Annotated in this window: 27 protein-coding genes; 10 read left to right on the top strand and 17 right to left on the bottom strand. The window is 69.2% G+C overall.

Features of this window, described 5'->3' with window-relative positions:
• Positions 1–5 precede the first annotated feature (5 nt).
• Positions 6–707: a GntR family transcriptional regulator gene (locus AC1DW3_RS03555; RefSeq protein WP_477928629.1), complete on the top strand. Its 702-nt coding sequence runs from the start codon at positions 6–8 to the stop codon at positions 705–707.
• A 16-nt stretch (positions 708–723) separates the two neighbouring features.
• Here AC1DW3_RS03555 and AC1DW3_RS03550 read toward each other — a convergent pair whose 3' ends face one another.
• The 4 genes from AC1DW3_RS03550 to AC1DW3_RS03535 all read right to left on the bottom strand — a co-directional run bounded on the left by AC1DW3_RS03550 (position 724) and on the right by AC1DW3_RS03535 (position 4,339).
• On the bottom strand, positions 724–1,833 hold the full coding sequence (locus tag AC1DW3_RS03550; protein ID WP_477928627.1) for a S41 family peptidase: 1,110 nt from the start codon (positions 1,831–1,833) through the stop codon (positions 724–726).
• 71 nt (positions 1,834–1,904) lie between these two features.
• A complete protein-coding gene (locus AC1DW3_RS03545; RefSeq protein ID WP_477928625.1) occupies positions 1,905–3,503 on the bottom strand; it encodes a M56 family metallopeptidase in 1,599 nt (532 codons plus the stop codon).
• 16 nt (positions 3,504–3,519) lie between these two features.
• Positions 3,520–3,906 (bottom strand): BlaI/MecI/CopY family transcriptional regulator, encoded by a 387-nt coding sequence (locus AC1DW3_RS03540; RefSeq protein ID WP_477928623.1) that lies wholly within the window; start codon positions 3,904–3,906, stop codon positions 3,520–3,522.
• A gap of 82 nt (positions 3,907–3,988) precedes the next feature.
• Complete coding sequence (locus AC1DW3_RS03535) at positions 3,989–4,339, bottom strand: MmcQ/YjbR family DNA-binding protein (protein WP_477928621.1); 351 nt, start codon at positions 4,337–4,339, stop codon at positions 3,989–3,991.
• Between the two features lie 210 nt (positions 4,340–4,549).
• Here AC1DW3_RS03535 and AC1DW3_RS03530 point away from each other — a divergent pair, with 210 nt between their 5' ends.
• The 4 genes from AC1DW3_RS03530 to AC1DW3_RS03515 all read left to right on the top strand — a co-directional run bounded on the left by AC1DW3_RS03530 (position 4,550) and on the right by AC1DW3_RS03515 (position 8,465).
• Positions 4,550–5,344 (top strand): tetratricopeptide repeat protein, encoded by a 795-nt coding sequence (locus AC1DW3_RS03530; RefSeq protein WP_477928619.1) that lies wholly within the window; start codon positions 4,550–4,552, stop codon positions 5,342–5,344.
• Between the two features lie 167 nt (positions 5,345–5,511).
• Positions 5,512–6,297: a tetratricopeptide repeat protein gene (locus tag AC1DW3_RS03525; protein WP_477928618.1), complete on the top strand. Its 786-nt coding sequence runs from the start codon at positions 5,512–5,514 to the stop codon at positions 6,295–6,297.
• Positions 6,298–6,394: 97 nt separating this feature from the next.
• The gene (locus AC1DW3_RS03520; protein WP_477928616.1) at positions 6,395–7,549 is read left to right on the top strand and encodes an alpha-hydroxy acid oxidase; all 1,155 of its coding nucleotides are present in this window, start codon (positions 6,395–6,397) and stop codon (positions 7,547–7,549) included.
• A gap of 40 nt (positions 7,550–7,589) precedes the next feature.
• Positions 7,590–8,465, top strand: coding sequence for a DUF2785 domain-containing protein (locus tag AC1DW3_RS03515; RefSeq protein ID WP_477928614.1), 876 nt, complete (start codon positions 7,590–7,592; stop codon positions 8,463–8,465).
• Between the two features lie 28 nt (positions 8,466–8,493).
• Here the strand turns inward: AC1DW3_RS03515 and AC1DW3_RS03510 are convergent, their stop codons facing one another.
• On the bottom strand, positions 8,494–9,015 hold the full coding sequence (locus tag AC1DW3_RS03510) for a GNAT family N-acetyltransferase (protein ID WP_477928612.1): 522 nt from the start codon (positions 9,013–9,015) through the stop codon (positions 8,494–8,496).
• 46 nt (positions 9,016–9,061) lie between these two features.
• Here AC1DW3_RS03510 and AC1DW3_RS03505 point away from each other — a divergent pair, with 46 nt between their 5' ends.
• Positions 9,062–10,219 (top strand): serine hydrolase domain-containing protein, encoded by a 1,158-nt coding sequence (locus AC1DW3_RS03505; RefSeq protein ID WP_477928610.1) that lies wholly within the window; start codon positions 9,062–9,064, stop codon positions 10,217–10,219.
• A 4-nt stretch (positions 10,220–10,223) separates the two neighbouring features.
• Here the strand turns inward: AC1DW3_RS03505 and AC1DW3_RS03500 are convergent, their stop codons facing one another.
• Positions 10,224–10,967: a siderophore-interacting protein gene (locus AC1DW3_RS03500; protein ID WP_477928609.1), complete on the bottom strand. Its 744-nt coding sequence runs from the start codon at positions 10,965–10,967 to the stop codon at positions 10,224–10,226.
• Between the two features lie 33 nt (positions 10,968–11,000).
• On the opposite strand from AC1DW3_RS03500, the gene AC1DW3_RS03495 reads away from it, so the two are divergent.
• On the top strand, positions 11,001–11,468 hold the full coding sequence (locus AC1DW3_RS03495) for a MarR family winged helix-turn-helix transcriptional regulator (RefSeq protein ID WP_477928607.1): 468 nt from the start codon (positions 11,001–11,003) through the stop codon (positions 11,466–11,468).
• Between the two features lie 3 nt (positions 11,469–11,471).
• Here the strand turns inward: AC1DW3_RS03495 and AC1DW3_RS03490 are convergent, their stop codons facing one another.
• Entirely contained in the window at positions 11,472–12,785 is a 1,314-nt protein-coding gene (locus AC1DW3_RS03490) for a hypothetical protein (protein WP_477928605.1), read from the bottom strand.
• 98 nt (positions 12,786–12,883) lie between these two features.
• Between AC1DW3_RS03490 and AC1DW3_RS03485 the strand changes: the two genes are divergently transcribed.
• Complete coding sequence (locus tag AC1DW3_RS03485) at positions 12,884–13,444, top strand: YceI family protein (RefSeq protein ID WP_477928603.1); 561 nt, start codon at positions 12,884–12,886, stop codon at positions 13,442–13,444.
• Between the two features lie 129 nt (positions 13,445–13,573).
• On the opposite strand, the gene AC1DW3_RS03480 is transcribed toward AC1DW3_RS03485, so the two are convergent.
• The 5 genes from AC1DW3_RS03480 to AC1DW3_RS03460 form a co-directional block, all read right to left on the bottom strand.
• Entirely contained in the window at positions 13,574–15,751 is a 2,178-nt protein-coding gene (locus AC1DW3_RS03480; RefSeq protein WP_477928601.1) for a S46 family peptidase, read from the bottom strand.
• A 295-nt stretch (positions 15,752–16,046) separates the two neighbouring features.
• Positions 16,047–16,415, bottom strand: coding sequence for a hypothetical protein (locus tag AC1DW3_RS03475; RefSeq protein WP_477928600.1), 369 nt, complete (start codon positions 16,413–16,415; stop codon positions 16,047–16,049).
• Positions 16,416–16,527: 112 nt separating this feature from the next.
• Positions 16,528–17,340 carry a cupin domain-containing protein gene (locus AC1DW3_RS03470; protein WP_477928598.1) on the bottom strand — a complete coding sequence of 271 codons (813 nt, stop codon included), beginning with the start codon at positions 17,338–17,340 and terminating at the stop codon, positions 16,528–16,530.
• An 11-nt stretch (positions 17,341–17,351) separates the two neighbouring features.
• Entirely contained in the window at positions 17,352–18,065 is a 714-nt protein-coding gene (locus tag AC1DW3_RS03465; protein WP_477928597.1) for a sigma-70 family RNA polymerase sigma factor, read from the bottom strand.
• A 9-nt stretch (positions 18,066–18,074) separates the two neighbouring features.
• A complete protein-coding gene (locus AC1DW3_RS03460; protein WP_477928595.1) occupies positions 18,075–18,482 on the bottom strand; it encodes a cupin domain-containing protein in 408 nt (135 codons plus the stop codon).
• An 85-nt stretch (positions 18,483–18,567) separates the two neighbouring features.
• On the opposite strand from AC1DW3_RS03460, the gene AC1DW3_RS03455 reads away from it, so the two are divergent.
• Positions 18,568–19,053 (top strand): SRPBCC family protein, encoded by a 486-nt coding sequence (locus AC1DW3_RS03455; protein WP_477928594.1) that lies wholly within the window; start codon positions 18,568–18,570, stop codon positions 19,051–19,053.
• Between the two features lie 5 nt (positions 19,054–19,058).
• Positions 19,059–19,286 carry a hypothetical protein gene (locus AC1DW3_RS03450; protein WP_477928592.1) on the top strand — a complete coding sequence of 76 codons (228 nt, stop codon included), beginning with the start codon at positions 19,059–19,061 and terminating at the stop codon, positions 19,284–19,286.
• A 7-nt stretch (positions 19,287–19,293) separates the two neighbouring features.
• Here the strand turns inward: AC1DW3_RS03450 and dcd are convergent, their stop codons facing one another.
• Genes dcd through AC1DW3_RS03425 form a run of 5 tightly spaced genes read right to left on the bottom strand, consistent with a single transcriptional unit; the run spans position 19,294 to position 24,713 of the window.
• Positions 19,294–19,860 (bottom strand): dCTP deaminase, encoded by a 567-nt coding sequence (gene dcd / locus AC1DW3_RS03445; RefSeq protein ID WP_477928590.1) that lies wholly within the window; start codon positions 19,858–19,860, stop codon positions 19,294–19,296.
• 14 nt (positions 19,861–19,874) lie between these two features.
• Positions 19,875–21,434, bottom strand: coding sequence for an ABC transporter substrate-binding protein (locus tag AC1DW3_RS03440; protein WP_477928588.1), 1,560 nt, complete (start codon positions 21,432–21,434; stop codon positions 19,875–19,877).
• The gene (locus AC1DW3_RS03435; protein WP_477928586.1) at positions 21,431–23,467 is read right to left on the bottom strand and encodes an amidohydrolase family protein; all 2,037 of its coding nucleotides are present in this window, start codon (positions 23,465–23,467) and stop codon (positions 21,431–21,433) included. The genes AC1DW3_RS03440 and AC1DW3_RS03435 overlap by 4 nt, the downstream gene beginning before the upstream one ends.
• Positions 23,468–23,500: 33 nt before the next feature.
• Positions 23,501–23,983 carry a ribonuclease HI gene (gene rnhA / locus AC1DW3_RS03430; protein ID WP_477928584.1) on the bottom strand — a complete coding sequence of 161 codons (483 nt, stop codon included), beginning with the start codon at positions 23,981–23,983 and terminating at the stop codon, positions 23,501–23,503.
• Entirely contained in the window at positions 23,976–24,713 is a 738-nt protein-coding gene (locus AC1DW3_RS03425) for a class I SAM-dependent methyltransferase (protein WP_477928582.1), read from the bottom strand. The genes rnhA and AC1DW3_RS03425 overlap by 8 nt, the downstream gene beginning before the upstream one ends.
• Positions 24,714–24,720 lie beyond the last annotated feature (7 nt).

Below are 24,720 nucleotides of genomic sequence, written 5' to 3'. Positions count from 1 at the left end.
ACTTCATGCGGCCACCCAATCTTGCCGAGCAGGTCTACACCCAGCTCAAGGCGGAACTGAACGACTTCCAACTGGTGCCGGGCGACCGCTTCTCCGAGGCCGAACTGGGCCAGCGCCTGGGCGTCAGCCGCACGCCGGTGCGCGAGGCGCTGTTCAAGCTGCGCAATGAAGGCTTTCTCGACGTGGAGGCCAAGACCGGCTGGTCCGTGCGGCCGATTGATTTCGGCCGGCTGGAGCAGCTCTATGACCTGCGCGTGATCCTGGAGCTGGCGGCCGTCGCGCGGCTGTGCGCCCACACCGGCACGCCGCCGCCCGAGCTGGAGTCGTTGAAGGCCATCTGGCTGGTCCCGGCCACCGAGCGCCTGAGCGACGCCCGCGAGGTGGGCATGCTGGACGAAGCCTTCCACGCCACGCTGGTGCGCGCCGCCGGCAATGCCGAGATGGCGCGTGTGCATTGGGACGTGACCGAGCAGATCCGCATCATCCGGCACCTGGATTTCACGCGCGGCCACCGCATCGAGGCGACCTATGCCGAGCACGCCAAGATCCTGCGCGCGGTGATGCAGCGCAAGGTCGAGCAGGCCCAGCTGCTGCTGCGCAGCCATGTCGAGCAGAGCAAGGCCGAGGTGCGCAAGATCACGCTGGCCACGCTGCACGAGGCGCGCGAGAAAACAGCGGCCAAAACGGCAGCCAAGGCCGGCCTCTGAAGAACTGCTGGCCCCTTCACTGCCTCATCTCATACACCGGCGCCGGGCTCTCCCCCTTCTCCGCCAGCGCCAGCAGCTCCTTCAGCCGGCCCGCGTCACGCGGGTCCTTGGCCTCAGCCGCCAGCGTCTTCAGGATGGCCACATAGGCCGTCTGCTGGGCCTGTGCCGCGGGCACCTCGATATCGGGCTTCACGCCCACGCCCTCCCAGTTGGTCTGCGTGATCGGGTTGATGGCGCGTGCCGTGGGGATGTTGATGACGAGGCCGTGGCCGAGGCTGAAGCGGTCGCCGGCGTTGGCGCCGCCGCCCGTCGTCTGGCCTACCAGCACGGCGCGCTTCTGGGTCTGGAAGTCGTAGGCGCATTCCTCGCCACCGGAGAAGGTGCGGCCCGAGGTCAGCACATAGACGGGCTTGCCGTAGCGCGGTGAGGCGGCCGGTGTCGTCCAGTACTGCTGGGTCTGGTTGGTGGAGCGCGTGTAGATGTCGTTCAGGTGGCGCTCGTCGCCCAGCGGGAAGAAGTGGCTCATCAGCAAGGCCACGCTGGCGGGCGCGCCGCCGCCATTGCGGCGCAGGTCGAGGATGAGGGCGTCGCTGCCATTCACCAGGCTCAATGCAGCCGCATAGGCCGGGCCGACCAGGTCCGGCGGGCCGAAGCCGCGCAGCTCCATGTAGGCGACGTTGCCGGGAAGGCGCTGCACTTTCTCGACGCCGAAGGCCAGCTGCGCCACCTCGGCGCGCTGGCGGTCCATGTCCTCGGCGCTGGGCACGGCGTTCGGGCCGGCGGGGTCTTCGCGGAAACGGGGGTCGTGGAAGACGCGGAAATGCTTGTCATGGCCGAGGGCGCGCAGGTCCTTGGAGATCAGCTCCGCAAACTCCGGCGCCGAGACGGCTGCGCCATAGGCCTGCACCTTGGCGGGCAGCGCGCCGTTGATCTGCGCGGCCACGTCGGGGAAGACGTAGTTCGCGGCCAGCTTGCCGGACAGGGTCTGCAGCACCTCAGCCCGCTGCTGGGCCGTGAGGGCTGGGCCGGGCGGTCCGGGTGGCGCGGCCAAGGCTTGCGCGCAGGCCAGCGTGGAAGCGGCGATCAGGGCGAGCAGGGTCCGGTGCTGTCGTGGCGATGTCGTCATGGCGATGTCCTCGGGTTGACTACTAAACGATTAGTAGATTGGGTCAAAAAAAAGCGCGGTTGCGCAGGCGGTCAGTCGGGGAGTGGCAGCACGTCGAGGGTCTCGATCGCCCAGTCGCCACCGCTGACGGTGCGGCCGGCATAGCTCACCTGGGCCCGGCCCTTGGGGCCCTGGAAGGTGACGGTGAAGCGGGCCTTGCCGCCAACCGGGTCGTCGATGCCCCAGAGATGGAAGTCGCGTGCGCCCCAGGTGTGGATGCGGCCGTGAAAGCTCGCCCGGTCGAAGCGGGCAGGCAGGCCGGTCACGGCGGTCACGCGGGCGTCGGCACTGATCATGTTCATCAGGCGTTGGGCTTCCTCTGACATGGCTGCACGCTGCGGTGGCGCGACGCCGCCCAGCTCGGGCAGCGCGGGCAAACCCGGCGGCGGCGGCAGCGGAGGCTTGCCGGACTGCGGCAGGGTGGCGCCCATGGCCGCCATCGCCGCCAGCCAGGCGCGCACGCCGGTGTCGATGGGCCGGGGCTCGCCGTCCTCGCTATAGCTCTCCTGCACCTGCCCCTGGGCGTCCATGCTGATGCGGTAGTGGCGCTGCCGCTCGCCCAGGTAGCTGGCCGTGTAGTCGCGGTGGTTGCCCGGCGTCAGCTCGCCGCTCGATGAAGCGTCGATGGTGAGGTTGGTCAGCAGATGGGCCGGCGGGGCCAGTTGCAGCGCCACCAGCAGAGCACAGCAGGCGGCAAAGCACAGGATGGCGGTCACGCGCCAGTTCGCCGGCCGCGGCGTGCCGGCCAGCAGATGCTCGACACGCTTGAGCAGGCCACCGCCGCGGGCGGCCAGCGCAGGCAGCGGCAGCTTGCCGCATTGCAGGCCCGCCAGTGCCTCGGCCAGCGCGACGGCATCGCCGCAAGCCGACACGGCCAGGTCGTCGCAGGCGTGCTCGCGCTCCTCGCGGATGCGCCGGCTCAGCCACCACATGGCCGGGTGGTGGAAGAGCAGGCCTTCGATCAGGCATTGCAACGCGTTCCAGCACCAGTCCAACCGGCGGATGTGGGCCAGTTCGTGGGCCAGCAACGCCTCGACCTGGTCGGGCGGCAGCCGCGTCAGCAGGGACAGCGGCAACCAGATCACCGGCCGCAGCACATGGGTGGTGAAAGGCGACACGACGCGCTGCGCCAGCCGCACCGACACACGTCGCGTGACGCCAAGCGCAGCCGCCAACGCGTCGAACCGCGCCTGCCAATGCGGCGGCAGCGCCACGAAGGGCTGGGCCTCGATGCGGCGCAGCAGCCGCCAGCCGCCAACCTGGCGCAGCGTCATGGCCGCCACGCCGATGAGCCAGACCTGGGACAGCACGACGAGCAGCCAATCCTGCCAGGACGGCACGCCGGCCGCGGCGAGGGGCTGCATGCCGGGTTCCAGCCCCTGCCCGCCCAGCCAGGGCAGGCCCGCCGTCGTGGTGGGCGACGGCGGCTGCCAGCACAGCAGGAAGGTCACGATCGGCGCCAGCAGCATCGCGACAAGGCCGGCCATGCCCAGCGCGTGGCGCAGCCTTGCCGGCGCCTGCGCGAGGGCGTTGAAGCCGAGCGAGGCGAGCAGGCCGATGAGGGCGAGCTGCCAGACCGAATGCAGCAGCGCCTGCACGAGGGCGGACGCGAGGCTGAGCTGGAGGTTCATCGCCACGCCGCCGGGGTCAGGGCTTGCGGCGGCTCTTGGCCTGGGCGATCAGGCGCGAGATCGCGTCCAGCTCCTCGGGGCTGGCCTGGTTGTCGTCCAGCGCGCTTTGCACCAGCTTGAAAGCCGAGCCGGCAAAGGCGTTGGCCATGAAGCTCTTCAACATGGACGACTGCACCGCCGGCTCGGAGTACAGCGCCGTGTAGCGATGGCTACGCTCCGAGTCATCGCGCTGCACGAGGGCCTTGTCCGTCATGATGGTGAGCATCTTCAGCACGGTGGTGTAGGCCGTGTCCTTGCCACGCAGCAGCTCTTCGTGCACCTGGCGCACGGTGGCCGGCGCGCCGATGGCCCAGAGCGCTCGCAGGATGGCCAGTTCGCCGTCGGTGGGAAGGGGATTTGTCATCGAGGTGCCGCGTGGCCGTCATCTACTAATTCGATAGTACTATTTCATTAGTAGTTCATGAAGTCAACGGATTTCGGTCCCGCTAGAGGCTCAGGCTCAGCCTGAGCTTCTTGGGCAGCTTGGCCGCCACCAGCTCATGCGAGCGCTTCACCAGCGCCTTCAGCTCCGACAGCGGCAGCGCCTTGGCATCCGACACCGCCACCCAGTGATACCTGGCCGCATACGGCGCCGGCTCGATGCCCGGCACGCCGGTCAGCTCCAGGAAGCGGTGGTCGTCGACCTTGAAGCTGCAATGCGTCCACGTCCCCGGGTGCGGCCCGCCGACGAAGAACATCTTGGCGCCGACGCTCGCGACCCAGTCGGCGCCCCATTTGATGTCCTGGGTGGCGCCGGGCAGTTCCATGGCGTACTTGGCGAGGGCTGAAAAACTCATGGTGGACAGGCCGGGCGGGTGGGGAGACCCATTTTGCACAGCCCCGCAGGGTCGGCGGTGCGAGCCGCCGCGCCCACTTTTTCACGCCGGCGGCGCGCACGCTGGCCATTCGTCGAGCTAGGCGTGCCGCGCGAGGGTGAGCGCCCGGAGAATCGCCAGACACGCCTCATCAAGCCCGCGCTCCGCGCCAATCACGACCTCGCTCGCCGGATGGATTTACTGGACCTGCTCGCCGAACCGACCGCACCCCCTGCGGTCGGCGCGACGCCCGCGATCAACGCCTTGCAGCAGGGACTGGCCCTGTTCCACGCCGCGCAGCCGGACTACGCCCGCGCCGTGGGCTGGTTTCGCGCCGCAGCCGATGCGGGTGACGCGGACGGCCTGGCCATGCTGGGCCTGTGCCAGCTGGAAGGCCTGGGCATGCCGGCCGACCCGACCGAGGCCCGCGGGCTGCTGAAACAGGCCGCCGCTCGCCGCAGCGCCATCGGGCGCTTCCAGCTCGGGCGGGTGCTGATGACCGGCCGCGGCGGGCCTGCCGACGAGGGCGCCGGGCTGACGGCCTACGTGACCGCCGCCGCCCTCGGCCATGCCGAAGCCACCTTCAACCTCGCCAACTGCCTGCACGCCGGCGTGGGTTGCCTGCCCGATCGCCTGGCCGCCAAGTCGCTCTATCTGCGCAGCCGGGCGCTGGGCTGCACGCTGCAACCGCAGGGCGYGCGGGTCAGCAAACAGGAACTGAAGGCGGTCAGCGCGCTGGCACAGCGTTTTACGGACCCGAGCCGGCTGTTCTTCCTCGTGCAGGAGCGTCAGCAGGAGCTGGCCCTGGCGCATGCCGTCGCCGAGCCCGGCCCGGCGCAGGAGCGCTCCTCGAGCCCCGCCAAGCCGGGCGCGCTGCACAACGCGGGCAGGATGGCCGCTGGCGTGGTGGCGGCCATGGCCGGCACGCTGGGTCAATATCTGCGGCCGGCATCGCGCGACGCCGGCCCGACGACGATCAACTTCTGACGGCCAGGCCGCGGCGCCAAGCGCGCAGTGCGGAATATTTCACGACCCGCGCGCCCAACAAGTTACACCTTGCAAGAGTCAGGCGGCGCAATCGATGCCGCCTCCCGTGCATGCCCACAATCTAGGGATTAGGCGCCACCGCGCCCTTGCAACAAGACTGTCGTTGGATGAACTCCCGAGATCCGGGCCTCGCCCCACCCCTGCACGCCGCGAACTTCGACGCGACGGCCATCAACCCCCTGCAACATGGGCTGGAGCTGTTCCAGGCCACGCCGCCCGACTATGCCCGCGCCGTGGGCTGGTTCCGCGCCGCGGCTGATGGCGGCGACAGCGACGGCCTGGCCATGCTGGGCCTGTGCCAGCTCGAAGGCCTGGGGCTGCCGGCCGACGCAGCGCTGGCGCGCCCTCTGCTGGAGATGGCCGCGGCGCGCGGCAGCGCCATCGGCCGCTTCCACTACGGGCGCGTGCTGATGACGGGCAGTGGCGGGCCGGCCGACGAGGAGCGCGGCCTGTCGGCCTATGTGGCGGCTGCTGCGGCGGGCCACGCCGAAGCCTGCTTCAATCTGGCCAACTGCCTGTTCGCCGGCGTGGGCTGCCTGCCCGACCGCCTGGCCGCCAAGGCCCTCTACCTGCGCAGCCGCAATCTGGGCTGCACGCTGCGCCCCCAGGGCGTGCGGGTGCAGACGCGTGAGCTCAAGGTCGTCAGCACGCTGGCGCAGCGCTTCGCCGATCCCAACCGGCTGATCTTCCTGATCCAGGAGCGCCAGCAGGAAATCGCCCTCGTGCACGCGGTCGCCCAGCGCGAGCAAAGGCGCAGCGAGCGCGCAAAGCCGCGGGGCTGGCGCAAGGCGGGGCACCTGGCCGCGGGCGTCGCGGCGGCCATGGCCGGCACGCTGAGCCAGTTGTTGAAACCCTCATCACGCGACGCCGGGCCGACGACGGTCAACTACTGACGCCGGCGGCGGGCGCGCCAAAAACTCATCGCGCTGAGAACTCGCGGGCGCGGCGCAGTCGAGAATCCACGACTGCTCCCACCGCCCTCCCCGCGCCATGCCCGTCATCACCTGCATCGAAGACCTGCGCCAGCTCGCCCAGAAGCGCGTGCCGCGCATGTTCTACGACTACGCCGATTCGGGCTCCTGGACGGAGACGACCTACCGGGCCAATGAAAGCGACTTCCAGGCCATCAAGCTGCGCCAGCGCGTGGCCGTCAACATGGAGGGCCGCAGCACGGCGGTGACGATGGTGGGTCAGGCGGCCAGGATGCCCGTGGCCATCGCGCCCGTGGGCCTGACCGGCATGCAGCACGCCGACGGCGAGATCCACGCCGCGAGGGCGGCCGAGAAGTTCGGCATCCCGTTCACCTTGTCGACGATGAGCATCTGCTCCATCGAGGACATCGCCGAGCACACCGCGGCACCCTTCTGGTTCCAGCTCTACATGATGCGCGATCGCGAGGCGATGGCCCGCATGATCGAGCGCTGCAAGGCGGCCAAGTGCTCGGCCCTGGTGCTGACGCTGGACCTGCAGGTCATCGGCCAGCGTCACAAGGACCTGAAGAACGGCCTCACCGCGCCGCCCCGGCCGACGCTCGCCAACCTCATCAACCTGGCCACCAAGCCGCGCTGGTGCCTGGGCATGCTGGGCACCAAGCGCCACACCTTCCGCAACCTCGTCGGCCACGTGAAAGGCGTCAGCGACATGCGCTCGCTGTCGGCCTGGACGAATGAGCAGTTCGACCCGCGCCTGTCCTGGGCCGACATCGCCTGGGTCAAGGAGCAATGGGGTGGCAAGCTCATCCTGAAGGGCATCATGGACGTGGAGGACGCCAGGCTCGCCGTGCAGGCGGGGGCCGACGCCATCGTCGTCAGCAACCACGGCGGGCGCCAGCTCGACGGCGCGCCGAGCAGCATCCATGCGCTGCCGGCCATCGCGGCCGCGGTGGGCGGGCAGACGGAAGTCTGGATGGATGGCGGCATCCGCTCCGGCCAGGATGTGCTGAAGGCCTGGGCTCTTGGCGCGAGAGGCACCATGATCGGCCGCGCCATGGCCTATGGCCTGGGCGCCATGGGCGAGGAAGGCGTGGCCAAGGCGCTGGCCATCCTGCACAAGGAACTGGACGTGACGATGGCCTTCTGCGGCCATACGCAGCTGACGAATGTGACGCGCGACATCCTTGTTCCCGGGACCTACCCGACGGCCTGACTTCTTGCCTGGGGCGCGCGGGCATGCGCTACTGCGGCGCATGAAGACCCTCGCCGCCGCCCTGCTTTCGTCGCTGGCCCTGGCCGCCCACGGCGCGCCGACCCCGCAGCCCTGCGCGCCACCCGCCGATCTGAAGACCGAGAGCGACCCCGCTCGCATCCAGCAGCAGGCCATCGCCCTGCTGCCCTGCCTCGCCGAACTCGATCCCCGGCTGCGCGACGACATCGCCTTCGAGCAGATCGCCGCCTGGGCGCGGGATGCCAAGCTGGAGGCGGCCACCTTGCAGCGGCTGCGCGCCGATCTGGTCGCCGTGCTGGATGCCAAGCCCGCTGTCCCACCCGATATGGCCGGCGTGCACCAGCCCTTTGCGGTGCTGACGTTGGCCGAGGTGGCGCGGGCCGACCGGCTCAAGCCCTTCATGAACGACGAGCAGCGCGCCGAGCTGGTGGACCGCGCGGCGCGCTTCCTGGCGGGCGTGCGCGACTACCGCGGTCTCGTCGCTGGCGAAGGCTGGCGCCACGGCGTGGCCCATGGTGCCGACCTGGCCCTTCAACTCGGCATGAACGCGGCGCTGGGCCCGGCCGAGCGCCAGCTGCTGCTGGACGCCATCAGCAGCCAGGTGCTGGCCGACCATCGACATGCCTACCGTTACGGCGAGGGCCAGCGCCTGGCGCGCGCGGCGCTGCAGCTGCAGCTCAGGCTCAAGCCGGACGAGGCCGCCCTGCAGGCCTGGCTGGACCGGCTGCTGCAGCCGCTGAAGCAGGCCCAGGCCTGGGACGAGACCGCGCTGACCGACCTGCACAATCTGCGCGAATTCCTGTGGCCGCTGCTGGCCGGCGTGCTGGACGTGACCGACGCGGGCCAGCGCGAACGGCTGCAGGCGCCGCTGCAGAAGACGCTGCGCCGCCTGCCCTGAAGGTCAGGGCAGGGTCAGGGCTCAGGGCTCAGCCGGCGTGCCGCTCGAAATGCAGGCGGTCGTGCCAGACGCCGTCGAGCAGAAAGCTGCGCTGCGAGCGGCCGAACTCGCGAAAGCCATTGCGCAGCAGCACCTTGATCGATCCCTCGTTGCCGACGCGTGCATTCGCCTCCACGCGCGCCAGGCCCAGCTCGCCAAAGGCCTTGGCCAGCACCAGCCGCACGGCCTCGCTCGCGTAACCCTTGCCACAGGCCGACTCGGCCATGCGGTAGCCCAGGTCGGCCATCTGGAAGTGGCTGCGCTTCACGCCGATCAGGTTGATGCGGCCGACCAGTTCGCCGGCCTCGGCGCGGACGAGGAACTGGTAGCCCTTGTCCTCGGCCGCCTCGCGCTCGGCCAGCGCAATGGCGGCGCGCACGCCTTCGGGCGAGTAATAGCTGGCGGGCCGCGAATTGATGCGGGCCTCGAAGAAGGCGCGGTTGTCGGTCTCGAAGCGCAGCAGCTCGTCGGCGCTGTCGAGGGTGGGTGGGGTGAGGAGGAGGGACGGCATGTGCGGCCGATTTGAACAGCCGTTAGGCTTGCGGCCAGGAGGCTCCATGCACCTGACCCGATTCGCCGGCCTGCTGGCCGCCCTGCCCCTGCTGAGCGCCCTCGCCCAGCCCGCCATGCCGACCAGCGAGGCCATAGCCGCCGAGGCGGCGCGGCTGATGGCCGCCACGCAGGCCCAGGGCCTGGCCGTGGCGGTCGTCGACGATGGCCAGGTCGTGCACGTCGGCGCCTACGGCAAGCGCAATGCAGCGGGCGAGCCGCTGCTGGTCGACACGGTCATGTACGGCGCCTCGCTGACCAAGACCGTGTTCGGCTTTGCCGTCATGCAGCAGGTGGAGCGCGGCAAGCTGTCACTGGACCGGCCGCTGGCCGACTACCTCGACAAGCCGCTGCCCGACTACCCCCACGACAGCAAATACGGCCCCTGGCGCCATCTGGCCGGCGACGAGCGCTGGCGCCGCCTGACCGCGCGCATGCTGCTGACCCACAGCAGCGGCTTCGCCAACTTCGCCTTTCTCGAACCCGACCGCAAGCTGCGCATGCATTTCGACCCCGGCACGCGCTACGCGTACTCGGGCGAAGGGCTCATCCTGCTGCAGTTCGTCATGGAGCGCGGCCTGGGTCTGGACATGGGCGCCGAGATCCAGCGCCGCGTGTTCGACCGCTTCGGCATGAAGCGCACCGGCATGATGTGGCGGCCCGATTTCCGGCCCAACCTCGCCGACGGCTGGACCCTGGACGGCCAGGCCGTGCCCCACGACGAGCGCAGCAAGGTGCGCTTGGCCGGGTCCATGGACACGAGCATCGCCGACATGGCCCTCATGGCGGCCGGCTACATCAAGGGCGTCACGCTGTCGCCCGAGGGCGCCGCCGCGCTGACCTCGCCCCAGTTGCCGATCACGACGGCCTCGCAGTTCCCGACGCTGCAGCCGGAGCTGCCGCCCGCGCGGCGCCGCGCCGACCTGGCCGCGGGCCTGGGCGTCATCGTCTTCGACGGGCCGCAGGGCCCGGGCTTCTACAAGGGCGGGCACGACGACAGCACCGGCAACACCTGGGTCTGCGTCAAGGCCAGCCGGCGCTGCGTCGTCATCCTGGCCAACGACGTGCGGGCCGAGCCGGCCTTTCCCCAGCTCGTGAAGTTCATCCTCGGCGAGACGGGTGTGCCTTGGCGCTGGGAGTACGGCGGGATGCGGTTCGTGGAATGACGCCTCAGCGCGCCGGCGCGTCGTCGTCCAGCCGTGCGTGGTAGCCGGTGGCGCCCTGCTTCCAATAAGCCGCGACCTTCATGGCTTCCTTCGGGTGGCCCTTCTCGCGCAGCAGCACGTCGCGCAACGCGGCCATCCATTGGGCCTCGCCGGCACACCAGACGAAGCCCTCGCCTGCGGGCAGTGCCAACTCACGCAGGGCCTGCGCCAGCGCCTCGGGAGTGGCGAAGTACTGCGGCGTGACCGAGCTGCCAGCGGGCCAGGCCGGTGCGTCGGGCATCAGCAGCAGCACGTCCACGCGCACACCGGCCGGCAGCTCCTCCAGACGGCGCGCGATGGCGGGCCAGGCGCTGTCGTCGCCGACGAGCAGGTGCCAGTCGTAGTCCGTCGGGATCACCATGGAGCCGCGCGGGCCGGCCACCGTCAGCATTTGGCCCACCTCAGCCTGCGCGGCCCAGCCCGCAAAGGGGCCATCTCCGTGCAGCGCGAACTCGAGCACCAGCTCGCCCCGCTGCGTGTCGAAGGCGCGCGGCGTGTAGTCGCGCATCAGCTGGCCGCCTGACCCGTCGGGCAGCATCAGCTTGACGTGGTCGTCGAAGGAAGCGGAGGCGAAGTCGCGCAGGGATTCGCCCTGCACCGTGATGGCGACGAAGCGGTCGCCGCGCGGCTCGACGCGGCTGACGCGCAGCTCGCGGCGCTGGATCTCATAGCGGATTCGTTGGATGCGGCGTGCAGGCACCAGGCTCATGATGGATTGCATTGGTTGATAATGTCATCCATCATGAAGAATAAAGTTGACAATGTCAACCATAAAGCCAGCGTCGCGTCGGAGGTCTTCGAGACCATCCACACGCTGATGCACCTGTTCCGCAGCCGCCAGTTCCGCGCGCTGCGCGACGGGCCGTCGGCGGTCACGCACATGGAGGCCAAGGCGCTGGGCTTCTTCGCGCGCCACCCCGGCGCGACACCGAGCGAGCTGGTGGCCAAGAGCGGCCGCGACAAGGCGCAGATCGCCCGGCTGATCGCCGGCCTGAAGGAGCGCGGCCTGCTGCTGGCCGAGACCGACCCCGACGATCGCCGCGTGCAGCGCCTGCGTCTGTCACCCGAGAGCGCGGCCGCGCAGGAGGCCGTGCGTGTGCAGGGCGACAAGCTCGCTCAGGCCGCGATGCAGGGCCTCAGCAAGGTGGAGTGCGACCAACTGCTGGCGCTGCTGGAGCGGGTGCACGCCAATCTGGGCGCCGAAGACTGAGTGTCAACGCCCCGCGGCGCTGACCAGCGCCAGCCCCTCGGCCGGCATCACCGGCCCGGACCCCGCAAGCTCCACGACGACGAGGTAGCCCGCCAGGTCGGCGCGCGCACCGGCGGCGGCATAGGCCTGTGCCAGCGTCAGCTGCCGGCTCGCCATCAGGCGGCCCGTGGCCGGGTCCCAGTCTTCGTTGGAGATCATGCAGCCCTGCTGCGGCGTGCCGGGGAAGTAGCGGCTGCCGGCGTAATAGGCCGGGTTGATCGTCGTGCCGTGGATGAGCAGCTCGTCCCGCCCGGCGCGGCCGGCCAGCCAGGCTTCCTTGATGGCGGCGAAGCCGCGCCAGCTGGGCGGCAGAAAGCTCTCGTACAGCTCCTCGCTCCAGGCGGCCGGCGTGTCGGCATGCTCGAACTCGGCCACCGTCGCCTCGACGGGCAGCTTGCTGTGCAGATAGGGCGTGGGGCCGATGTTGGGATTGGTGGCCGTACCGGCGCCGACGATGGTGAAGACGCCCTGCGGCGTGTTGCCATTGGTGATGGTGCCGGGCAGGCCGCTGCGTGACAGCGCCAGTTGGGGCTGGGCGAAGAGCTGGCCGCGCGCATCGCGCACGAAACGGCCGTCGGCAGCACGCACCAGCACCAGGCCCATGTCCACGCGGCCGGGGCGCTGCAGGCTGAAGATGACCGGCAGGCCGGGCCGCAGCGGCGCGGCGAGCAGCTCGGCCAGCGGCGGCTGGGCCATGCGCACGGGCGCCACGTCGTCCATCAACGCCACCAACCGCGGGTCGTCGCGCCACTGGGGGAACTGGCGCGGCACGAGATCGCGGATGAACTCGGCATGGCCCGGGTTGGCCGCCTTCAGCGTGTAGGCCGCGATGGCGAAGGGCTTGCTTGCCGTCAGTTGGGTCAGCAGCGGCTGCAGGGCGAACTCGGCTTCGGCCCCATACAGCGCGCGTGCCGCCGTCAGCAGGGCTCGCTGGTAGTCCGCGTCGCGGCCGGCCAGCGTCGGCAGGGCCTGCAGCAGCAGCGGCCGCGCGGCGTCGATCTCGAGGTTGTACTGGGCCACGAGATCGAAGAGCCTGGGCAGGGCCGCGTCACGCTCGGGGCCGGGCGGCAGCGCGATGCGGGCGCGGATGTCGGCCAGGGCCGCTTCACGCTGGGCCTGCTCGCCGGCTGTCGACATCGCCGGCCAGTAGAAATCAGCCGGGCGCAGCGCGAGCAACTCGGCGGCGCTGTAGCGCTTCTCGGCGCTGGGCTGGGGCTTCAGGGGTGCGCAGGCGGCAAGGGCCAGCGCGAGCAAGGCGATGAGGAGTCGGGCGATCATGTCGGCAAACCAATTTGCGGGCCGCTGTCGAAATCGCGCGGCCCGCTTCGTCATAGTGTCAGGCAAGCGCCTCTCATCACCCTTCACCGGAGACTCCCATGAACCGACTGACCCTGCTCCCCGTCTTGTTCGCCGCCACGCTGGCCCAGGCCGCGCCGGCTACCTATGTGGTCGACCCGGCCCACACCTACCCCAGCTTCGAGGCCGACCACATGGGCATGTCCTACTGGCGCGGCAAGCTGACGAAGAACTCGGGCAGCATCGTCTACGACAAGGCCAATGGCAGCGGCAGCGTCGACGTGCAGATGGATCTCGCCAGCATCGACTTCGGCCTGGAAGCGATGAACGCCTGGGCCAAGGGCGAGCAGTTCTTCAATGTCGCCAAGAACCCCGGCGCCAGCTTCAAGGGCCGCTTCGAGGGCGCTGTGCCGGCCAAGCTGGTCGGTGAGCTGACGCTGAACGGCCGCACCCAACCGATGACGCTGACCATCCACCAGCTCAAGTGCATGCCCCACCCCCTGTTCAAGCGCGACTGGTGCGGCGCCGACGCCTCGGGCACGTTCAACCGCGAGGACTTCGGCCTCGTGGCGGGCAAGGACTGGGGCTTCAAGATGGACGTGAACCTGCGCATCCAGGTCGAGGCGGTAGTGAAGGAGTAGGCACGAAACGAAGAACGGCAGCGAAACGCTGCCGTTCTTCTCCTCCAGCGGCTGCCGTGGAACCGGCTTTGCCGGGCCACTGGCAGCGCCCCCTTGAGGGGGAGGCGCGTCAAGCGCCTCGGGGGTGGGCTACTTCACGCCCATCTCGTCCAAGAGGCGCGTCGTCTTGTCGACGGTGCTCATCTGCCACAGCATGTAGCGCGCATCCAGCGAGATGCTGCGGACCATCTTGGGGTCGAAGCTCCAGTCGGCGATCACCGCGTCCAGCGTGCCATCGAACAGCAGGCCGACGAGTTCGGCGTTCTTGTTCAGCACCGGCGAGCCGGAGTTGCCACCGGTGGTGTCCAGCGTGGACAGGAAGTTCACGGGCACCGAATCCAGCGACTTGACGTAGTACTTGCCGAAGTTGCGCGCCTTGATGGCGGCGAGCTGCTCGGCGGGCGCGTTGAATTCGCCGCCGGCCTCGTCCGGGCCCTTGTGCTTGGCGACGATGCCGCGCAGCGTCGTGAACGGCGTCCAGGTGCTGCCGTCGGTGCCGGGACTGCGGCCCTCGACCTTGCCGTAGCTGATGCGCAGCGTGCTGTTGGCATCGGGGTAGACGGCTTCGCCGCGGCTGGCGTGGTAGTCGATCATGGCCTGCTGCACGCCGGCGTAGGCCTTCTGCAGCTTGCCGCCCAATTCCTTGTCGCGGGTCTCGAGGCGGCGGTCGTCGTCGTAGAGCGCCACGGCAGCCTTGAGGAAGGCGTCATCGCTGGCCTTGAAAGCGGCCGCGTCCTTGTCCAGCCAGCCCATGCGGAAGGCGCTGTCGGACAGCTTGCTGCCGGCAAAGACCTTGTCGAGCTGAGCGCGGATGCCGGCTTCGTCTTGGCCGGCCTTCAGGCCGAGCGCGTCCAGCCACGCCGGGTTCAGCGTGTTGGCCGGCTGGGCCAGGTACTGGGCCAGGAAGTGGGCGACGACGCGCTTGTCGGTCTGCTCGTCATAGCGGCGGTCCAACTGCTGCTGGTTCGCGCGCAGGCGCGGCAGGTCGCGCTCCTGGTAGCCGGCCTTGCGCTCGGCGTCGGGCTTGGCACGTTCCTGCGCCACCAGGTAGAGCTGGCGGGCGGAGTTCAGCAGCGCCGGCGTGATGAAGTTGCCCAGGTATTCGGCGCGCAGGATGGCCTGGCGCTCGGCCAGCAGGCTCTCGGTGGCGGCGATGTCGGCACCGTAGCGCGCCTTGCGCTCGGGCGAGGCGTTGACCCAGGCCTTGAGCTTGTCGAACTCGGCCTGCTTGCGGGCCAGGATGTCGCTGCCGTCGTAGCTCTGCTGCTGGCCCTGCAGGTTCTTGTAGTAGTTCTGCAGGCCCTGCATGCGGGACGCCATCTTGATCTCGCCGTCACGGCGGCCGGCGGTTTCGGCCTTGATGAGGTCGATGGCCTCGCCCATGGCCTTGGCCTGGGCGGGCTGCTGCCAGCCGAAGGCGAAGTCGACTTCGCGCGGCAGGCGGTGGCGGTCGGTGCCGCCCGGATAGCCGGCCACCATGACGAAGTCGCCCTGGCTCAGCGGGCTGCTGGGCATCTTCAGGTGATGCTTGGGCGTGTAGGGCTTGTTGTCCTTGCTGAAATCGGCCGGCTTGCCATCGGCGCCGACGTAGGCACGGTAGAAGCTGTAGTCGCCGGTGTGGCGCGGCCAGACCCAGTTGTCGGCGTCGCCGCCGAACAGGCCCACGCCGGTGGCCGGCGCGTGCACCAGGCGCACGTCGCGGATCTCGAGCTGCTTGATCAGCTGGTACTGCAGGCCGCCGAAGAAGGCATGGACGGTGCAGCGGTGGCCCTTGTCGGCCTCGCAGGCGGCGACGAGGCCCTTCTGGGTCGTCTCGATGGCGTCGGTGCGGGCCTTGCCGGTCAGGGCACGGGTCTTGTCGTTCAGGATCTCGGCGCTGACGTCCTTCATGTCCACGGTCACCCACATGCGGGTGCCGGGCGCGGCGGGCAGCTCATCGGCCAGCGTGACGGCGTAGAAGCCGTTCTTCAGCAGGTCGCGGTCGGGTTTGGAGTTGTACTGGATGCTGCCGTAGGCGCAGTGGTGGTTGGTGACCGCCAGGCCCTGCGGCGACACGAAGCTGGCCGTGCAGCCGGGAATGCCCACGACGGCGCCCATCGGGAAGTCGGTCAGCTCCTTGAGCTTGGCCGGGTCCAGGGCCAGGCCGCCGGCCTTCAGGGACTTGGCGATCTGCGGCAGTTGCTTGGGCATCCACATGCCTTCATCGGCATGGGCAGCGGTGGCGGCCAGCGCGGCCAAAGCCAGCAGCGAAAGGGAATGTCGTGTCATGGAGCGGTTCGGCAGAAGGACGAAACCGCGAGCGTAACCCGCAAGGGCCGCATGCCCCGGGTGAGGAAAGCCAGGCTTCGGCCTGGGGAAAGCCCCCGGGATTGGGGGCAAAGCCCACAAGCGCGCGGAAAGCCCCGTGATTGGGGGACGAATGACACCGCGCGCCGGGAGTTGCGGGCCGAGCGCCGGGCCGCTCCCTAGCCGGCCCGCCTTGGGCGATGTGCTTGTCGGTCAATCCGGCAAGCATCGCCGTCCCCTCGGGGGACCGGCCAAGGTACTCCTTGGACGAGGGGCTTCAGTGCGTCATCCCTATCCATTCGCCGGCGGATTGGTAGGCCTCGAAGAGATCGAGGGCCAACTCGCGCAGGCCGGGATGGTTGCTGCCATGACCGTCGGCCAGGCGCTCGTAGGCGTACTGGCGGTCGTAGAGCATGCGCGTCGGGTTGATGGCCAGGCCGGCGTCGTTCATCAGCTGGCCGAAGCGCAGCAGATCAGCGGTGCTGACGGGGCCGCTGGTGGCGCTGGCTACCGTCAGGCCCAGGGCGCGGATGTCGCCCAGATGCACGCCCTGCGCGATCTTGAGCCCGCTGTGCACATGGCCCGGGTCGCCCAGGCCGCGGGGTTCATCGGCGGGGATGGGGATCAGGTGCAACGGAATGAGCATGTTGGCCTCGGCGGACTTCTGGCGTGTGCCGCCATCGTGCCGGGGCCGGCGAAAACTGAAGGGCGGAAAAAGCTGGAAAAGCCGCCCTTAACTGCCGCTGATGCGATTCAAGTCAGAAGAACTGCAGGTCGAGGTCGCCATGCGCGTAGAGCACCACGCCGGTGTCGGTCTCGGTGATGCGGTGGCCGGTGCCGGCTGGGGCCAGCTGGTAGTCGCCCTGCTGCAGCAGCACGTCGTCGAGGAAGAGCTCGCCCTGCACCATCAGGCATTCCTCGTCGTGGCCGTGGCTGTGGTTGGGCACGCTGGCGCCGGGGTCGGCGCGGTAGAGCAGCGCGGCCTGGCCGCCGGCCGTCCACAGCACGCGGCGGCGGATGCCGGGCGCGAACTCGGGCCAACCGGCTTCCACATCGCGCACCAGCGTGCGCTTCACGCTGTCGCTGTCGGCTTCGCGCACGAAGACATGGGCGCCGTCGCGGCTGCCGAGCACCGTGCTGCTGCCCGCCGGCAGCAGCAGGAAGTCGCGCAAGCTCAGGCTCTCGGCGTCGATCTCCAGGCTGCCGCGCAACACCAGGAACTCACGCGCTCCGCCCGGTGGCAGCATGAGCTGGGCACCGGCCTGCAATTCGATGACGCTGGCGGCCCGCGGTTCGCCGCGGCGCAGCGTGCGGGCGGCCGGTGCGCGGTAGAGCCAGCGCCGCTGGGCGCCTTCGGCGAGGGTTTCGGCTTCGGCCTTGCGGCGGCGCACGGTGATCATGCCCGCCTCGGCCTTCAGGGACTGGGCGAGGCGCCCGCCCAGGCGCTCTCCCAGGCGGCCCGGCAGGCCCGGCGTCGGCGTGACCCAGGCCTGGGCAAAGGGCTCGCTGAGCAGGGGGCTCAGGTCGCTGCTGTCGTCGTCGGATTCAGGGATGGTGGGCATCGTCTTCATGGCGTCCCCCTTCAGGCCGGCAGCGCATGGGCGCCAGTGTCGCCCAAGGCTTCCCGAAGCGTGATCAAGGCGCGGCGGATCTGCGATTTGACCGTGCCCAGCGGCAGGCTGGTCTGGCTGGCGATCTCTTCATGCGACAGGCCATTGAAGAAGGCCAGCGCGACGAGCTGGCGCGGCTGGGGCTTGAGCAGCAGCAGGGCGCGGTGCAGTTCGGCATGGCCCTGGGCCACGGACAGCAGCTCGTCGCCGGAGTCGGCGGCCGGCGCCGACAGCGGCACGCTCTCCTCGTCGAGCTCCTCATGCTGGAAGCGGGCCTCGCGGCGAATGGCGTCGATGGCGCGCGAACGGGCCATGCCCAGCAGCCAGGTCAGCGGCCGGCCGCGCTCGGCGTCGAAACGCGGCGCCTGGCGCCAGACCTGGAAATAGACCTCCTCGGCGACCTCCTCGGCCAGCTGGCTGCGGCGCACCAGGCGCAGCACCAGGCCATAGACGCGCGACAGCGTCGCCTCATACAGGGCCAGCAGCGCGCGCTCGTCGTGCTCGACGATGCCGTCTATCCAGGCGGCAAGCTGGGCGTCGTCCAGCGTCGGGCAGCCCGCCTTGGCGGCGGCCGCCTCGGCCACGCAGGGCTCGTCCAGTTCGGCGTCATGCGGATCGACGTCGTCGAACAGCAGCGCCGGGTTCGGCGGCTCTTCGCCGGTCTCGGTGGGGTGTGGCAGGGTCATGTGATGTCCTCAAACCAACAGTTGGTCCACGTGCGGCTCGGCGCCGCGCAGGAAGATGGTGGCACCGGTCTCGGTGCTGATGCTGGCATGCAGGCTGCCGGCACGGGCCAGGTGGTAGCCGCCGGGGCCGACCTCGATCTGGCTGCCGACCTTGAGCACGCCCTCCAGCACCAGGCATTCCTCGTCCACCGGGTGACGGTGGGCTTCGAGGCGGGCGCCGGGCGCGAAACGCAGCAGATAGCTCAGAATGCCGTCGTTTTCATGCAAGACCTTGATCTCCACCCCTTGGCCGAAAGGCTGCCAGCCGGCCGGGCCCGCGGGCACGGTCTGGTGGCTGTCGTCGGTGTCGGCCACGCGCTCCAGCAGGCGGCGGCGGATGGCGCGGGCCTGGACGGGGGTGGCGGCGGGGGAGGTCATGGAAAGCTGATACGCAGCGGTAAGAATTCCGGATGCAGCGTAAACCTCGGCATCTACCCTGGGTAGCCCGGCGTATCCCCTTTGCATGTCTCAAATCGCTTTTTTTGATCTCGTCAGCCATTGGCGCCTGGATGCGCCGGTTCCCCGCGTCTGGCAGGCCATCACCGAAACCGAGCACTGGCCACGCTGGTGGCCAGGCGTCGTGGGGGTGCGCAAGCTGCGCAGCGGCGACGGCACCGGCGTGGGGCTGTTGCAGGAAATCACCTTCCGCACCGGCCTGGGCTACCGGCTGCACCTGCAGCTGGAAGTGACCGAGGTGCTGAAGGAAGAGCGCCTGCGCGCCCGGGCGGCCGGCACGCTGGCGGGAGAAGGCATCTGGCTGATGAAGCAGGCCCTGCCCGAGGCGGGCAGCCATACCGACGTCACCTTCGTCTGGCGCGTCACGCTGCCGCCGGGCATCCTGCGCTGGACGGCGCCGCTGCTGGCGCCGTTGTTCAGGTGGAATCACAAGCGGGTGATGCGAGCGGGGCGGATGGGGCTGATCCAGTATCTGGCGCTGATGCGGGGCTGAGCGTCATGTCGACGGCACAGGTACTCCTCACCGCCACATTCGTTGCAGTGTTCGCCGTCCTTGTTCTGCTCAGGCTTGCCGACATGCGGGAAAGGCAGCGCTCGCTGCGCAACCTCCCGCCCAACACTGCCGACGGCACGCCGGCCATCACCGCGCGGCGTGAACGTTGGCTCGCAGCTCTCCTCTGCGTTTTCGTCCTGGCCGTCCTCTCATGGCTCGTCGCTGGCGGCTAGCTCCACCTCAGGCCTTCGGCAAGGTCACCCCCACCTGCCCCTGGTACTTCCCGCCCCGATCCTTGTAGCTGACCTCGCAGACCTCGTCGCTCTCGAAGAACAGCACCTGGGCGCAGCCCTCGCCAGCGTAGATCTTGGCCGGCAGCGGCGTCGTGTTGCTGAACTCCAGCGTCACATAGCCTTCCCATTCCGGCTCGAAGGGCGTCACGTTGACGATGATGCCGCAGCGGGCATAGGTGCTCTTGCCCAGGCAGACCGTCAGCACATTGCGCGGGATGCGGAAGTACTCCATCGTGCGCGCCAGCGCGAAGCTGTTGGGCGGGATGATGCAGAGGTCCTTGTTGATGTCGACAAAGCTGTTCTCGTCGAAGTTCTTCGGGTCCACCACCGTGCTGTGGATGTTGGTGAAGACCTTGAACTCCGGCGCGCAGCGGATGTCGTAGCCGTAGCTCGAGGTGCCGTAGCTGATGATCTTGCGGCCGTCCTGCTCACGCACCTGGCCGGGCTCGAAGGGCTCGATCATGCCGTGCTGCTCGCACATGCGGCGGATCCATTTGTCGCTCTTGATGCTCATGTCGTTTTCCTTGTTTAGCGCGGAGTCACGCCGTCGAAATAGGTGCCGCCGTCGAGGTCCAGGACAAAACCCTTGACCGTCGCCCGCTCGGGCACGGCGATGCGCCCGCTGGCAATCGGCGTCCAGGGCAGCTCCTGCATGGCGATGCGCTGGGCCTTGGCATAGATGGCCTTGCGCTCTTCCTGCTTGAGGGTCTGGCGCGCCTCGGCGAGCAGCTTGTCGTAGGCCGGGTTGCACCAGAAGGCGCCGTTGTTGGCGCCGCAGGCGAGCTGGCCGAAGGTATTGGCGGGCTCGGGGTCGCTGTTCCAGCCGCTGAGCGCCGTGTCGTGCTCGCCGGCATCGATGCGCCGCAGATACTCACCCCACTCGTAGGTGACGATGCGCGCCGTGACGCCCACCTTGGCCCAGTCGGCCTGGATCATCTGCGCCATGCGCTGGCCGTTGGGGTTGTAGTTGCGCACCACGGGCATGGCCCACAGCGTGATGTTCAGCGGCAGCACGCCGGCCTTCTCCAGCATGGCCTTCGCCCGGGCGGGGTCGTAGGGCGTGGGCTTGAGCGTTGCGTCATGGGCCCAGTTGGCGGCCGCGATATTGCTGGTGGCCAGGGTGCCGGCATCGCCGTAGACGGTGCGCACGATCGCGGCCTTGTCGATGGCCATGTCCAGGGCCTGGCGCACCTCGACCTTGGCCAGCGCCGGGCGCCGGGTGTTGTAGGCCAGGATGCCGATGTTCATGCCCGGCGCGGTGGCGAGCTTGATGGCCGGGTCCTTCTTCAGCTCGTCGAGTTCGGCCGGGCCGACGGGGGCGGCGATGTCGCACTCGTTGCGCTTGAGGCGCTGGGCGCGCACGCTGGCGTCGGGGGTGACGGCGTAGACGAGCTGGTCGACGACCGGGCGCTCGGCCTTGCGCCACCAGGTCGGATGCTTCACGTAGCGGATGACGCTGTCTGCGCGGAAGCTCTTCAATTGGAAGGGTCCGGTGCCAACCGGCATCTGCGCAATGCGATGCGGCGTGCCGGCCTTGAGCAGCTGGGCGCCCAGTTCGGCCGACTGCATCAGCGTGAAGGTGAAGCTCAGGGCCGACAGGAAGGAGGCGTCGCGCTCGGCCAGCGTGATGCGCACCTGGTGGTCGCCGAGCTTCTCGACCTTGCGGATCCGCTTTTCCCAGCCGAAGGACAGCACATAGGGCGACACGCTGGGGAAGGCCTTGGCGAATTCGCTGTCGCGGCTGAGCAGCCGGCCGAAGGTGAAGAGCACGTCGTCGGCATTGAACTCGCGCGTGGGCTTGAAGCCCTCGACGGTGTGCCAGGTGACGCCCTTGCGAAGCTCGAAGGTGTAGGCCAGGCCATCGGGGCTGATGGCCCAGCTCTGCGCCAGGCCGGGAATGAGTTCGTCCGTGCCACGCTTGGGTTCGACCAGTGTGCCGAAGACCGGCATGTGGGCGACATGGTCGACATAGCTGTCGGTCATCGCCGGGTCGAAGGTCTTGGGGCTGCCGGCCGTGCAGTAGCGCAGCGTGGTGTCGGCGCCGGCTGCCAGCGGCACGGCAAGCAGCAGTGCGGCCAGCAACTTCACTTCGTGATCTCCGCCGACGGCACGAAGGGCAGGATGCCCATGGTTTGATAGAGCGCCGACGGTGACAGCGCCTGGCCGCCCTTGATGACCAGCGCGACGCGCCGGATGGCGCGGATGTCGGCCACCGGGTCGCCGTCCACCAGCACCAGGTCGGCCCGCTTGCCGCGCTCGATGCTGCCGATCTCGTTCAGCCGGTCGCTGTATTTGGCACCGTTCCACGTGGCGATCTTGAGCGCCTGCGCGGCCGGGATGCCGGCCTGCACATAGAGCTCCAGCTCGCGCTGCAGCGCAAAGCCGGGCGTCGCATCGGTGCCCGCCACCAGCGGGATGCCGGCCGCGTACATGCGGCGCAGCAGGTCCGTCATGACCTTCCAGCTGGCGCCCCAGCGTTTGGCCTTGGTGTCGTCCATGTCGACCTCGGCCGACAGAAAACTCCGCTGCACGACGGCCGGCAGGTTGGCAGCCACCATGGCATAGCTCGGATTGGGCTGGCCCTGGCGCTGCGTGTACTGGGCCTCGAAGGCAGTCATCGTCGCGTCAACGACGGTGCCCTTCTTCTTCAGCAGCGCGAGGAAGTCCTGGGTGCGGCGGTCGTTGAGCTTGAGATCGGCGGCCTTGTCGCCCGGCAGGTTGAAGCGCAGCAGCGTGCGCGTGTCGTCGCCCTTGCTGACGAGGAAGTTCAGCGTGACCTGGTTGATGTGGTGCAGCTCGTCATAGCCCGCCTCGACGGCCTGGCGCGCCGTCATGAAGGCCGGCACATGGCCACCAGTGCGCAGGCCCAGCTCGCGCGCATGCGCCACCATCGGCTTCACCCATTCGGGACGGATGGAGTTGTAGAGCTTGAGCTGGCGATAGCCATGGGCCGCATACCAGTCGATGGCGGCGAGGGCATCGGGCAGGTTGTCGGGCACGAAGTCGGCCTGCGACGAGAACGGGCTCTTGCCTTCGATGAAGCCATTGGCCGCGATGCGCGGGCCCAGCACCTCGCCGCGCTCGATGCGGCCTTTGAGTTCGGCCAGGTCGGCGTTGCTGTTGCCGACGTCGCGCACCGAGGTGACGCCCGAAGCCAGGTTGAGCAGCAGCGCACTGGCGTCCAGGTGGGCGTGCATGTCGATGAAGCCGGGCAGCAGCGTGCGGCCCTTGCCGCTGATGCGCTGCTCGGGTGCGGCGCTCGGCAGGCTGCCGGGCTTGGCGATGGCCGCGATGCGGCCCTCCAACAGGTAGACATCGGACGGACCGCGAAGCAAGGCAGCCTGGGAATCGAACCAGTGCACGCCCTCGATGACGGTCAGGCCCGGCAGCGACTTGGGCAGCGTCTTGGCCAGGCGCTCCAGGCGCGCCAGCTGGGCGGCTTTCTGCACGTCCGCGAGGCGATCCATCTCGGCCTCGAAACCCTGCAGCAGCGTGCCGCCCCAGCCCGGCGAGACCTGGGCGAACAGTGCGTGGTTGTCCTCGCGCAACCACAGATAGCTCGGCTCCAGGTCCAGGCCCTCGATGGCATAGAGGCCGACTTCATAGCCGGCGCCGGCCGGCTTCAACGTCTGCATGCGCTCGATGCTCAACTGGCCCACCGGCAGCGCGGCGGCGCGCTGGTTGGGACGCTTCAACAGCGTCTGGGCCAGGCGGCCGGCCCAGGCCGGGCTGGCCTGCACGGGCAGGTAGACGAGATCCCGCCCCACGCCGGGCTTGTCGCCACGGTCCACCGGCGAGCGCCAGCTGGCACGGCCATCCTTGAGCTCGAAGCTCTCATCGATGCGAGCGCCGTAGGTGGACACGCCCTCGGTGCGGTAGCTCAGCCAGGCGCCGTCGGCGGCGAACACCATCATCTCCGTCTGGTCAGGCCCGCGACCGTTGTTGCGGTAGCTGTAGTCCACCATCAACCGCTCCGGCGACGACTCCCCCACCTTGAGCTGGCCGCAGATCACCTTGGCGCAGAGCACGCTGTAGGTTTGGGCCTCCATCCGAGTCTCCGCCTTGGCCGGCGCGAACGAGGCCGCCAGCAGTGCGGCGAACAGTGGCAACAGCAGCTTCATGAGTGTTCTCGGAGGGCTCGGTTGACGCGGACTTTACTGACGCGGCTTGCTCAGCGACGCCACCCCCTTGTTGGCCAGCATGTCGGCGCGTTCGTTGCCGGGGTCGCCGGCATGGCCCTTGACCCAGCGCCAGTCCACCGTGTGCAGCTTGCGAAGCGCGTCCAGGCGCTGCCAGAGGTCGGCGTTCTTGACCGGCTTGCCGTCGGCCGTCTTCCAGCCGCGGCGCTGCCAGTTGACGATCCATTCGGTGATGCCCTTGCGCACGTACTCGCTGTCGAGATAGACGACGACGTCGCAGCTGCGCTTGAGCGAGGCCAGCGCCTCGATGGGTGCGGTCAGCTCCATGCGGTTGTTGGTCGTCTCGCGCTCGCCGCCGAAGAGTTCCTTGTCGTGACCGCCGCTGGACAGCCAGGCGCCCCAACCGCCGGGGCCGGGGTTGCCCTTGCAGGCGCCGTCGGTATAGATGGTGACCTGGGGCTTCTTGATGGCCAGCGCAGGCTTGGTGGGTTCAGTCATTCTTCTTGTGATGATGGTTGTTCAACGCGACGGCCGGCGCCTTCTTGGCCGCCGCGCGCGAATTCTTGGCCAGGCCGATCATGCGCATGCCCTGCACGCGCTTGACCGCCTGGATGAAATAGACGGCGCCCAGCACCGGCCACCAGCGCGAGCCGACGCCGTCGACCCAGCGCCAGCGCTGCAGCCAGGCGTCCGTGCGCAGCGGCGGGCGGTAGATGCCGAAGCGCGCCGCCTCGACATCGAAGCTCAGCAGCTTGAGCCAGTCGCGCAGCCGCCAGTAGCCGATGAAGTCGCCGTCACGCGGCAGATAGGGCTCGCCACGGCGCTTGAGCCGCCCCAGGTTCTGCCGCAGGCCCCACAGGCTGGCCGGGTTCAGGCCGAAGACGATGAGGCGCCCCTCAGGCCGCAGCACTCGCTCGACCTCGCGCAGCAGCGCATGGGCGTCGGGCGCCAGCTCCAGCGCGTGCGGCAGCAGCACGAGATCGAGGCTGGCACTCTCGAAAGGCAGGGCGTCGAAGTCGCAAAGCAGGTCGCGGCCGGCCAGCCAGCGGTGCGTCATGCGGTTGGTCTGCAGACCGTCCAGTTCGGGCAGGCCGAGCTGCAAGGCGTGAAACCCGAACAGATCGGTCACGGCCGCATCGACCTGGGCCTGCTCCCAGGCAAGCAGGTGCTGTCCCGGCGGGGTTTGCAGCCAGGCTGCCAAATCTATACTCGGCGCTTTATCTGTCATGGGTGAT

This window comes from Roseateles sp. P2_H4 (assembly GCF_056403315.1).
Note: the sequence above shows the minus strand (reverse complement) of the source record. Positions and strands in the feature narration are given on the sequence as shown.

Bases quoted from the DNA above. Each gene is read 5' to 3' on its own strand.
- AC1DW3_RS03555 (WP_477928629.1), top strand. From the start codon at position 6: ATGCGGCCACCCAATCTTGCCGAGCAGGTCTACACCCAGCTCAAGGCG.
- AC1DW3_RS03550 (WP_477928627.1), bottom strand. From the start codon at position 1,833: ATGACGACATCGCCACGACAGCACCGGACCCTGCTCGCCCTGATCGCC.
- AC1DW3_RS03545 (WP_477928625.1), bottom strand. From the start codon at position 3,503: ATGAACCTCCAGCTCAGCCTCGCGTCCGCCCTCGTGCAGGCGCTGCTG.
- AC1DW3_RS03540 (WP_477928623.1), bottom strand. From the start codon at position 3,906: ATGACAAATCCCCTTCCCACCGACGGCGAACTGGCCATCCTGCGAGCG.
- AC1DW3_RS03535 (WP_477928621.1), bottom strand. From the start codon at position 4,339: ATGAGTTTTTCAGCCCTCGCCAAGTACGCCATGGAACTGCCCGGCGCC.
- AC1DW3_RS03525 (WP_477928618.1), top strand. From the start codon at position 5,512: ATGAACTCCCGAGATCCGGGCCTCGCCCCACCCCTGCACGCCGCGAAC.
- AC1DW3_RS03520 (WP_477928616.1), top strand. From the start codon at position 6,395: ATGCCCGTCATCACCTGCATCGAAGACCTGCGCCAGCTCGCCCAGAAG.
- AC1DW3_RS03515 (WP_477928614.1), top strand. From the start codon at position 7,590: ATGAAGACCCTCGCCGCCGCCCTGCTTTCGTCGCTGGCCCTGGCCGCC.
- AC1DW3_RS03510 (WP_477928612.1), bottom strand. From the start codon at position 9,015: ATGCCGTCCCTCCTCCTCACCCCACCCACCCTCGACAGCGCCGACGAG.
- AC1DW3_RS03505 (WP_477928610.1), top strand. From the start codon at position 9,062: ATGCACCTGACCCGATTCGCCGGCCTGCTGGCCGCCCTGCCCCTGCTG.
- AC1DW3_RS03500 (WP_477928609.1), bottom strand. From the start codon at position 10,967: ATGAGCCTGGTGCCTGCACGCCGCATCCAACGAATCCGCTATGAGATC.
- AC1DW3_RS03495 (WP_477928607.1), top strand. From the start codon at position 11,001: ATGAAGAATAAAGTTGACAATGTCAACCATAAAGCCAGCGTCGCGTCG.
- AC1DW3_RS03490 (WP_477928605.1), bottom strand. From the start codon at position 12,785: ATGATCGCCCGACTCCTCATCGCCTTGCTCGCGCTGGCCCTTGCCGCC.
- AC1DW3_RS03485 (WP_477928603.1), top strand. From the start codon at position 12,884: ATGAACCGACTGACCCTGCTCCCCGTCTTGTTCGCCGCCACGCTGGCC.
- AC1DW3_RS03480 (WP_477928601.1), bottom strand. From the start codon at position 15,751: ATGACACGACATTCCCTTTCGCTGCTGGCTTTGGCCGCGCTGGCCGCC.
- AC1DW3_RS03475 (WP_477928600.1), bottom strand. From the start codon at position 16,415: ATGCTCATTCCGTTGCACCTGATCCCCATCCCCGCCGATGAACCCCGC.
- AC1DW3_RS03470 (WP_477928598.1), bottom strand. From the start codon at position 17,340: ATGAAGACGATGCCCACCATCCCTGAATCCGACGACGACAGCAGCGAC.
- AC1DW3_RS03465 (WP_477928597.1), bottom strand. From the start codon at position 18,065: ATGACCCTGCCACACCCCACCGAGACCGGCGAAGAGCCGCCGAACCCG.
- AC1DW3_RS03460 (WP_477928595.1), bottom strand. From the start codon at position 18,482: ATGACCTCCCCCGCCGCCACCCCCGTCCAGGCCCGCGCCATCCGCCGC.
- AC1DW3_RS03455 (WP_477928594.1), top strand. From the start codon at position 18,568: ATGTCTCAAATCGCTTTTTTTGATCTCGTCAGCCATTGGCGCCTGGAT.
- AC1DW3_RS03450 (WP_477928592.1), top strand. From the start codon at position 19,059: ATGTCGACGGCACAGGTACTCCTCACCGCCACATTCGTTGCAGTGTTC.
- dcd (WP_477928590.1), bottom strand. From the start codon at position 19,860: ATGAGCATCAAGAGCGACAAATGGATCCGCCGCATGTGCGAGCAGCAC.
- AC1DW3_RS03435 (WP_477928586.1), bottom strand. From the start codon at position 23,467: ATGAAGCTGCTGTTGCCACTGTTCGCCGCACTGCTGGCGGCCTCGTTC.
- rnhA (WP_477928584.1), bottom strand. From the start codon at position 23,983: ATGACTGAACCCACCAAGCCTGCGCTGGCCATCAAGAAGCCCCAGGTC.
- AC1DW3_RS03425 (WP_477928582.1), bottom strand. From the start codon at position 24,713: ATGACAGATAAAGCGCCGAGTATAGATTTGGCAGCCTGGCTGCAAACC.